The organism is Murimonas intestini (assembly GCF_024622195.1).
GTDB classification, from domain to species: Bacteria; Bacillota; Clostridia; order Lachnospirales; family Lachnospiraceae; genus Murimonas; species Murimonas intestini.
The window spans coordinates 486,641-495,115 of the sequence record NZ_JANKBI010000002.1; the positions used below are offsets into that span (position 1 = coordinate 486,641).

At 47.5% G+C, this 8,475-nt stretch carries 8 protein-coding genes; 7 read left to right on the top strand and 1 reads right to left on the bottom strand.

The features are described from left to right. Positions 1 to 3: 3 nt before the first annotated feature. Both NSB28_RS06095 and NSB28_RS06100 read left to right on the top strand, forming a co-directional pair. The gene (locus NSB28_RS06095; RefSeq protein ID WP_109625668.1) at positions 4 to 1,443 is read left to right on the top strand and encodes a TrkH family potassium uptake protein; all 1,440 of its coding nucleotides are present in this window, start codon (positions 4 to 6) and stop codon (positions 1,441 to 1,443) included. A 1-nt stretch (position 1,444) separates the two neighbouring features. Further along, positions 1,445 to 2,443 carry an amidohydrolase family protein gene (locus NSB28_RS06100; protein ID WP_109625669.1) on the top strand — a complete coding sequence of 333 codons (999 nt, stop codon included), beginning with the start codon at positions 1,445 to 1,447 and terminating at the stop codon, positions 2,441 to 2,443. On the opposite strand, the gene NSB28_RS06105 is transcribed toward NSB28_RS06100, so the two are convergent. After that, complete coding sequence (locus NSB28_RS06105; RefSeq protein WP_257497668.1) at positions 2,330 to 3,844, bottom strand: PucR family transcriptional regulator; 1,515 nt, start codon at positions 3,842 to 3,844, stop codon at positions 2,330 to 2,332. The genes NSB28_RS06100 and NSB28_RS06105 overlap by 114 nt on opposite strands. A 215-nt stretch (positions 3,845 to 4,059) precedes the next feature. Between NSB28_RS06105 and NSB28_RS06110 the strand changes: the two genes are divergently transcribed. From NSB28_RS06110 to NSB28_RS06130, 5 genes are all read left to right on the top strand, one after another. Further along, positions 4,060 to 5,430 carry an MFS transporter gene (locus NSB28_RS06110; protein ID WP_109625671.1) on the top strand — a complete coding sequence of 457 codons (1,371 nt, stop codon included), beginning with the start codon at positions 4,060 to 4,062 and terminating at the stop codon, positions 5,428 to 5,430. 4 nt (positions 5,431 to 5,434) lie between these two features. After that, complete coding sequence (locus tag NSB28_RS06115; protein ID WP_109625672.1) at positions 5,435 to 6,427, top strand: uroporphyrinogen decarboxylase family protein; 993 nt, start codon at positions 5,435 to 5,437, stop codon at positions 6,425 to 6,427. A 275-nt stretch (positions 6,428 to 6,702) separates the two neighbouring features. Continuing rightward, a complete protein-coding gene (locus tag NSB28_RS06120) occupies positions 6,703 to 6,984 on the top strand; it encodes a DUF2325 domain-containing protein (RefSeq protein ID WP_109625673.1) in 282 nt (93 codons plus the stop codon). Continuing rightward, positions 6,947 to 7,636 carry a DUF3793 family protein gene (locus tag NSB28_RS06125; RefSeq protein WP_109625674.1) on the top strand — a complete coding sequence of 230 codons (690 nt, stop codon included), beginning with the start codon at positions 6,947 to 6,949 and terminating at the stop codon, positions 7,634 to 7,636. Before NSB28_RS06120 ends, NSB28_RS06125 begins: the two co-directional genes overlap by 38 nt. A 64-nt stretch (positions 7,637 to 7,700) precedes the next feature. Beyond that, positions 7,701 to 8,135, top strand: a complete 435-nt coding sequence (locus NSB28_RS06130; protein WP_109625675.1) for a flavodoxin — start codon at positions 7,701 to 7,703, stop codon at positions 8,133 to 8,135. The last annotated feature ends 340 nt before the right edge of the window (positions 8,136 to 8,475 follow it).

An 8,475-nucleotide genomic window follows, 5' to 3' on the forward strand; every position in this document is an offset into this window, starting at 1 on the left:
ATTATGAATTATTCAATGATTCGGTATATGCTGGGGCTTGTCAGCTGTTTCAGCGCCATGTTTATGACACTGCCCATGCTGGTATCGGTAATTTATAAAGAAAAGAGCGGTTTTTCATTTTTAGCCGTAGCGCTGTTCAGTCTGGCTGTGGGTATCCTGACAGCCAGAAAAAAGCCTCAGAACCGCAAGATGTACGCCAGAGAAGGGCTTGTCATAGTGGCTCTCTCGTGGATAGTCCTGAGTATATACGGGGCGCTGCCGTTTGCCCTGTCAGGGGATATCCCGTCTTACGTGGATGCCCTTTTTGAGACGATCTCAGGTTTTACCACCACTGGAGCCAGTATCCTTACAGATGTGGAGGCGCTGTCTAATACATGCCTGTTCTGGAGGAGTTTTACCCACTGGATAGGCGGTATGGGAGTTCTTGTCTTTATTATGGCGCTGATGCCTGCAAAGGACAGCTCCAGTATGCATATCATGAGAGCGGAAAGCCCGGGACCGTCAGTCAGCAAGCTGGTTCCCCAGGTGCGCAATACCGCTATGATACTTTATCTGATTTATTTTGGTATGACACTTGTGGAGATCACGCTTCTGCTCATAGGCGGGATGCCTCTCTTTGATGCTGTGACGGTTGCCTTCGGTACGGCTGGTACTGGTGGTTTTGCTGTTAAGAACAGCAGCATAGCCGGTTATTCTGTATTCCTCCAGGGAGTTGTGGCAGTATTTATGGTAATGTTCGGAGTAAACTTCAATGTCTACTTTGTGCTGCTGCGCAAGAAGCCCAGGCAGGCATTCAGAAGTGTTGAATTTCTCACATATATAGGTATTGTGCTGGGGTCATCGCTCTTGATAGCCATCAGTATCCTGCCCATGTTTCCGAATGCATTTACGGCGTTCCACCAGGCGTTTTTCCAGGTGGGTTCTATTATGACTACAACAGGATACGCCACTGCGGACTTTAATACATGGCCTGCTCTGGCAAGGACGATCCTGGTAATGCTGATGTTTGTGGGAGCCTGTGCGGGCAGTACCGGCGGCGGAATCAAGGTATCCAGGGTGATACTTCTTCTGAAGGGCATAAAGAAAGAGCTGCAGATGGTCTGCCATCCCAGAAGTGTGAAAAAGGTCAAGGTGGACGGGCATGTTGTGGAACATGAGGTGATCCGCTCAGTGAATGCATTTATGGTGCTCTACGTAGTTATTTTTGTAGTCTCACTGCTGATAGTGTCACTTGATGAAAAGGATCTTGTCACAAACTTTACAGCTGTGGCAGCAACCCTGAATAATATTGGGCCTGGTCTTGAAATTGTCGGGCCTACTGGAAACTTTTCCAGTTTTTCCATCCTGTCCAAATTTGTGCTCATGTTTGACATGCTGGCGGGACGTCTGGAGCTGTTCCCTATCATGATGCTGTTTGTGCCGGCTACATGGAAGAGGGTATAAAATGTTTGGAGAATGTCATGCCCACATTTTAATGAATGGGTATAATTATAAAGAGGCAGTGGAACTGCACAGGGACCATGTGGATGAGAAAACCATCAGGAAATGGTTCCTGGATTACCAGAAGAGCGGCGTCACCTTTATACGCGATGGAGGTGACGCCCTTGGCGTCTCTGTAAGGGCAAAGGAAATTGCCGGTGAATACGGTATTGATTACAGGACACCTGTTTTTGCTGTCCATAAAAACGGCCATTACGGAGGAATCGTGGGACGGGGCTACAGCAGTATGGAAGAGTACTGCGGGCTTATCGATGAAGCCATTGAGTGCGGGGCAGATTTTATCAAGATCATGGTATCGGGGATCCTGGACTTTTCCTGCTGCAGCAAGATCATGTGCGGTGATCCTCTGGATGAAGAAGAGATATCCCGCATGATAGAAGAGGTCCACAGGAGAGGTTATTCTGTGATGGTCCATGCAAATGGAAAAAAGGCCGTTATGGCTGCCGCAGCGGCGGGAGCTGACAGCATAGAACATGGAAATTATATAGATAAAGACACTCTTCTCATGATGAGAAAAAAGAATGTGATCTGGGTCCCCACACTGGCGACAATACGGAACCTGAAAGGAAGCGGCAGATATCCGGATACGGAGATAGACAGAATCTACCGCCTTGCTGCTGAAAATGTAAAATCCGCCTTCGGCCTGGGAGTGCAGCTGGCGCTTGGATCTGACGCCGGAGCCTACATGGTTCCCCACGGGGAGGGGATCAAAAGTGAACTGGCGGCTTTTGAAGAGATCCTGGGAAAAGATGAAAAAGTCTATGAATACCTGAGGTCAGGCGAAAATATGGTGAGGCAGAGATTCTCGCCATGTCCTAAAGGAAACAAATCACACCCCGGGCTTTATGATCGTGTACAGAGAGGACAGAGTCCTGAAACGTATTCCGGGGCTGTCCAGATCCAGGGGCATCAGCTCCTCTATTTTTTCAATCCTGTATTTTAATGTATTGCGGTGCAGATATAGTGTCTGCGCCGTTTTTACTGCATTTCTTTCATTGACAAGATATGTGAACAGTGTGAGGCAGTACTGCGTGTGATGGGTATTGTCGTATTCGTTGAGAAGTTCTACCGGCTGATAGCAGGGAAAGCCGGACTCGCACAGCTGTGTCAGATGGACCGGGAAGTAGTCTTCATAAAGGAAGAAACGTTTCTCAGCATGATATTTCGGCCCCTCCTTGAGGGCAAATTCTGACTGCTGGTAATACAGAAACATCCTGTCGAACCGGCGGAATACTTCACTCAGGGCCCCGCACCTGTTAAAAGCTTCTGAGAGCTTGCCAAGATGGGTGCAGAGATGCTGGATAGAACAGCCGTCACTTTTATATATGGCAACAAGATAGTCCTTATAGAGAAATGCCTGTGCGTCAAATCCATCCAGAAGAAAGGCCATGATATGCCTTTTTAGGGCATCCTCATCCCCGGGCATGCAGAGCAGAAATATGCGGTAATTTCCCTCCAGCTTCCATCCAAGGGGACTGAGCTGATGGCGTATCAATGTGGAATCAGTCAGGGTGTTTTCCAGGATATCCACCATGAAATGTTCATGGTAGAAGCTGCTGATCGTGAGGTAATTCCGCTTGTTGTGAGTGGCGGTGGAGAGCAGCTCCCCCAGGTAGTCTGCAATCTCTATATCACACTGGGTCAGCTTCTTGTAGATCTCGATTATGTAAAAATGTCCCTGTGTCTTGCCCCGGTAACGGATAGTTTTGCTGATGAAAGGGTTATTGAAGCACTTGGAATTCAGGTAGAAGGCAGGCAGTGTATTGTTGAGAAGCTCCAGTTCTCCTGTCTCTGAGAGATCCATCATGACATTGTACGGGAGGTAGCCATACCGGATCTGGTATCTCCAGATTGCGCTGATCTCATCCAGGTCCATATTGATATATGCCAGCATCTTGAAGCTTAAGTCTGCGATATACATGGGATTTCCAACTAATGGGGCAGTGAGGTCCAGGATATCCTGCAGGCTCTGGTTTTTCAGCACTGCATTTCCGACCCTGACTGCCCAGTCATTGTACTGCTGGAAAACTGACATGATCAGATTGAAAGCATCATACAGAGGAAAATCATCAGGTATCACGATTTTAGGACAGCCGGAAAAAAGATGGCTGTCCTTTTCAGATACCAGGACAGGGAAGGAAAAAGCGGCTGGAAGTGCCGCCGCCCTGCCGGGGGCATAGATGTACAGAGCATTTTTCGCAGCATCAGAGGGCAGGGGACATTGAAGATCGGAAAAGAAGCGGACTGTCTCCACATATGGATTATAGGCTTCCTCCAGGAACAGACCGGCTTCCCTGATGTGCTCTGAGAGCTTTATATATATGAATTTAACAGAGAATCTCATTGTGCCTCCTTTCATTGTGCTTAATGCACAATTACGCAATAGTAAGTATGACGGTTTCGGACGTTGTAAAAAATATATATTGGTTATATCATAGGAATATATAATAAAAGCGTGAGATATCTGATTGGGCAGATATCACAATTGTTTCTTTTAGTGTACCAGTCTGTACAAGATTTTGCAACTAAAAGAAGCAGACGAAGGGAAGGGGTGTTATAGTGAAACGAATCAACACAAAACTAAAGAGGTATTGGGGAATCAGTGAGATTGGCTTTTCATTTATGGCGACTATGGAGACGTCATTTTTCATTATTTTCCTCACAGATGTGGCAAGGCTGCCGCTTGCGATGGTAGGCGTCATCACCGGCCTGTCGGGTATTGCAGATGCAGTGACAGCAGTTCTGGCCGGAGCAGTCATTGACAAGACGAACTTTAAGAACGGGAAATACAGGCCATGGCTTGTTTACTGTCCGCCGATAGTTGTTATCTTCTTTATACTGATGTTTACAAAGATCGGGTCGGATATGACAGCTGCCATACTCTGCAGCGTGGGCTATATAGTCAGCCATGGTGTATGGAATATCGCCTGGACAGCAAACAGGGCGATCGTTGGTGAGCTTTCTGATGTTCCGGAAGAGAGGGCTTTCCTCTCCGGCAGAATTGCAGCAGGAGCCAGCGGCGGAAAGATCCTGGGCTCTTATCTCGTACCTGTGCTGACAGCAGCTTTTCTGGGATTGTTTACAGGGATGGGAGAGACATGGGGATACACGGCTACAGCACTTGTGGCATCCCTCGTATTTACACTTACATATTTTATACATTATCAGATCACAAAAGGCTACGATATTCCTGAAGAGCAGGGGAAATCAGGCAAAAAGACAGTCAGCCTGCCGGATATGCTCAAGGCCATTGTACAGAATCCGCAGCTGCTGGTGCTTCTGTTGGCAGATGCTATGAGGCTTATAGCATTTTACATGATAGCTGCCTGCGCCGGATACTATACAAAGATCGTCCTGGAGAATCCGTCCGCGGTGTCGATCCTCCTTGTACTGTTCAATGCAGGAACTTTGATAGGATCTCTGATGGCAAAGCAGATAGTTGCAAAGCTGGGAACAAAGCTTTCTACTATCCTGGGTACAGGAGGGCTTGCTGTGATCCTGGTCCTGCTCTATTTCCTGCCTGCTAACCAGGCGATCGTGTTTATTATACTCTTTGTGGCCCAGCTCATCTTCGGCGCGGCATACGGACTTACCACAAGTATGTATTCCATGTGTGGTACATATGGGGAATATAAGACCGGCAAGGATATAAAAGGCGTTATCATGGCATGTTCATCCCTGGCTATTAAGATTGCAGTTGCCCTGAGGGGTGTCATAATATCCGCAGTGCTGGCAGCAATCGCCTATGTCCCGGACGGACCTGTGACTGCCACGGCGCAGGGAGGTATCAAACTCTTGTTCTTTATAGTGCCGGCGCTTTTCTGCATACTGTCAGTAGTACTGTTCTTCTTCTATAAGATCAAGGACAGTGAGATAGCCGGAATGGAACAGGAGATAGCAGAACGGAAAAAGGTATCAAGAAGGAGGTAAGTGAATGTATACGCCAAGAGAGAATTTTTTGAGAACTGTTAATAAAGATAATCCGGACCGTCTGGTATGTGACTATACGGCTTTTGGGATCGTAAGAGATGACCCTGTGACTGACCTGGACCGTGGTATCAGAGTGAAGGGAAAAGAGATCGTGGACATCTACGGGACAACGATCATCTGGCCGGAAAACCAGCCTGGAGGAATGCCCCATGTGACAGAGGAGAATAAGGTCATCAAGGATATTACCCGCTGGAGGGAAGAACTGAAGCTTCCGGATTATGATTCCATGGATCTGGACTGGACAAAGAACCGCGCCTCTGTGGCGGCTGTAGATAAGGAAAACAAGATGCTGACAAGTATCATGGCAACAGGGCTTTTTGAAAGGCTTCACTTCCTGATGGGATTTGAGGATACGCTTGTAAACCTGCTCATGGAGCCTGAGGCTATGCATGACCTGCTGGATGCGCTTCTGGAAGTGCGCATGACGTATGTGAGGCTGCTGATCGATAATATGCACCCTGAAGTCATCATCCATCATGATGACTGGGGAAATCATGACAGTCTGTTCATGCAGGCGGATGTGTGGAGAGAATTCTTTAAAGAGCGCTACCGCAAGCTGTATGGATATATGCGTGAGAGGGGAGTTATCGTGATCCATCACGCTGACTGCCACTGCGCAGCAATTGTAAAGGATATGGCAGAGATAGGAGTGCAGATCTGGCAGGGCGCTATTCCAAATAATGATATCTGCAAGGTCCAGAAAGAATTGAACGGTGACATGATAATCATGGGCGGTATTGACGCGGGAATCGATAAGCCTGACTGGACAGAGGAGGAGGTGCGCAGGGAAACAAGAAGAGCCTGTGACACATATGCTCCCAACGGCGCTTTTATACCGTGCCTGACATATGGCGGTCCCGGAAGTATATTCCCGGGAGTGGACACAGCGATCAGGGATGAGATAGAGAAGTATAATGCAGAGCATAATAAATTATAGACCTCCGTGCATTCCATAATTTAGATCCTTACAGATGGGCGTGCTGCGCACGACAAGGTATAATTTTAAAATAAGTCTTTTTGGGTAGAAATGGCAGGATGAGCCCTGTGGGCACAGTATATACAATTTATCTGTATATACTGTGCTTTTTTTCTCATTACTGAAGGTTGATTTTTGAAGACTGTCCTGTTATTATAATTAATAGTTAGTTAAAACTAACTACCAGAAAGTACCTGAAAACGCTGGAAATATCCGCAGGAGAAGAGGAGAATACTATGAGTGTAGTGATTATCGGAGGACATGAAAGAATGGTGTGTCAATATAAACAGATATGCAGGGATCATAACTGCAAAGCGAAGGTCTTTGCTAAAATGGCAGCCGGCCTGAAGAATAAAATCGGAAAGCCGGACCTGATCATTCTGTTTACATCCACGGTTTCTCACAAAATGGTCCACTGTGCCATGCAGGAAGCAGTCAGAAATAATATTCCTGTTGAGCGCTCTCATTCCAGCAGTGCAGATGCCCTCAAGGCGATCCTGCTGGGGCAGTGCGGCTGACGGACCGGATAATAAGGAGCATTTTAGGTGCAGGAAGGAGAGTTCTATGCCGCCGGAGCTGTTACTGGATTATATAGAAAGATGTAAAGATGGCAGGAAGCTGTCATTTATGATTTTATTTCACTGTGCGCCTGTTTTAAAGGGCGTTAAGGCTTCCAATATGATTACTCTGCCCCAGGGTGGGTGGCTCACTGCCGCAGGGCTTCTGCAGGGGAGCGATGTACGCTGGCATATACTCTCTTCTGGGGATAGAGCTGATGTTATGCTTCTGTACCGCAGGCAGTGGGTTAAAAAGCTGATTGAAGATAAACAGAACAGAAGCTTTTTAGCTGAAAGAGGATATCAGCTGCCGGAGGCGGTGACAGATGAGGTGATTATCCATATGCTGGAGGAGATTAGAGACAGATATGATAAATATACTGACGGCGAGGGGGAATTTCCTCATGAACTGGGAATACTGCTGCAGTATCCCCTGGATGATGTGAGAGCCTTTATAGAAAACAGGGGAGAAGGATACCTGTTGAATGGTTACTGGAAAGTATATCATAATCCTGAGAGGGCACGGGCTGTATTTAACAAGTATAACAGAGTAAGGGAGATCGCTGCAGGCCAGTTTGTCGGCGGGTGCGAATGGAAAGAAATAATTGTCTGAATGTAACTGTTCAATATATGAGTCGGAATACTCTAAAGAATATAATTATGAAAGGTGAGAAATCATGAGTGAGATTAAAATAATTTACTGGAGCGGAACAGGAAATACTGAAGAAATGGCAAAGGCTGTAGCAGCAGGCATCGAGAAAGCCGGGGGCGCTGCAGAAGTGACAGAGATATCTGATGCATCGGCAAAAAGTCTGGAAAATGATGCAGTGTTTGCGCTGGGCTGTCCCGCAATGGGCGCTGAAGTTCTGGAAGAGGAATTGATGGAGCCATTTATGGAAGAATTAGATCATATGCTGGAAGGCAAGAAGGTTGGCCTCTTTGGATCATACGGATGGGGCGACGGCGAGTGGATGCGTGACTGGGAAGAGAGGATAAAAGAACATGGAGCACAGCTGATAAACAATGAAGGCGTAATCTGCTGCGAGGCTCCTGACCAGGACGCACTTGAACAGTGTGAAAGATTGGGAGAGGCTCTTGTTAAAGCGGAGTAAGAGAGGGAGATATTTATATGGCTGTTTAGATGATTAGAGGCGTGGGGACGCTTGGCATTTTAGACTGTGAATCAGCGGGAGGGGCAGGCGGGCAGGAGGGTTCGTGGTTCAGTCCGAACCGCTGCGTCGTGAAACTCTAAGGCCCCGAAGACTGCTTGAAACGCAAAAGGTGGCCGGAAACTCGGTGCATTTGCTGATGCAAACGCCCCTCAGACAGCTCCGGCCTTGAGCGCAAGCGCTCACTTTTGCTGACCGCATTCTTCGGGGCCTAAGAGTTTCATGTCCTCGCTCAAGTCCTTCACCACGAACCCTCCTGCCCGCCTGCCCCTCCCACTGATGC

Excerpts from the sequence above, each read along its gene's own strand:
- NSB28_RS06095 (WP_109625668.1), top strand. The coding sequence starts at position 4 with ATGAATTATTCAATGATTCGGTATATGCTGGGGCTTGTCAGCTGTTTC.
- NSB28_RS06100 (WP_109625669.1), top strand. The coding sequence starts at position 1,445 with ATGTTTGGAGAATGTCATGCCCACATTTTAATGAATGGGTATAATTAT.
- NSB28_RS06105 (WP_257497668.1), bottom strand. The coding sequence starts at position 3,844 with ATGAGATTCTCTGTTAAATTCATATATATAAAGCTCTCAGAGCACATC.
- NSB28_RS06115 (WP_109625672.1), top strand. The coding sequence starts at position 5,435 with ATGTATACGCCAAGAGAGAATTTTTTGAGAACTGTTAATAAAGATAAT.
- NSB28_RS06120 (WP_109625673.1), top strand. The coding sequence starts at position 6,703 with ATGAGTGTAGTGATTATCGGAGGACATGAAAGAATGGTGTGTCAATAT.
- NSB28_RS06125 (WP_109625674.1), top strand. The coding sequence starts at position 6,947 with ATGCCCTCAAGGCGATCCTGCTGGGGCAGTGCGGCTGACGGACCGGAT.
- NSB28_RS06130 (WP_109625675.1), top strand. The coding sequence starts at position 7,701 with ATGAGTGAGATTAAAATAATTTACTGGAGCGGAACAGGAAATACTGAA.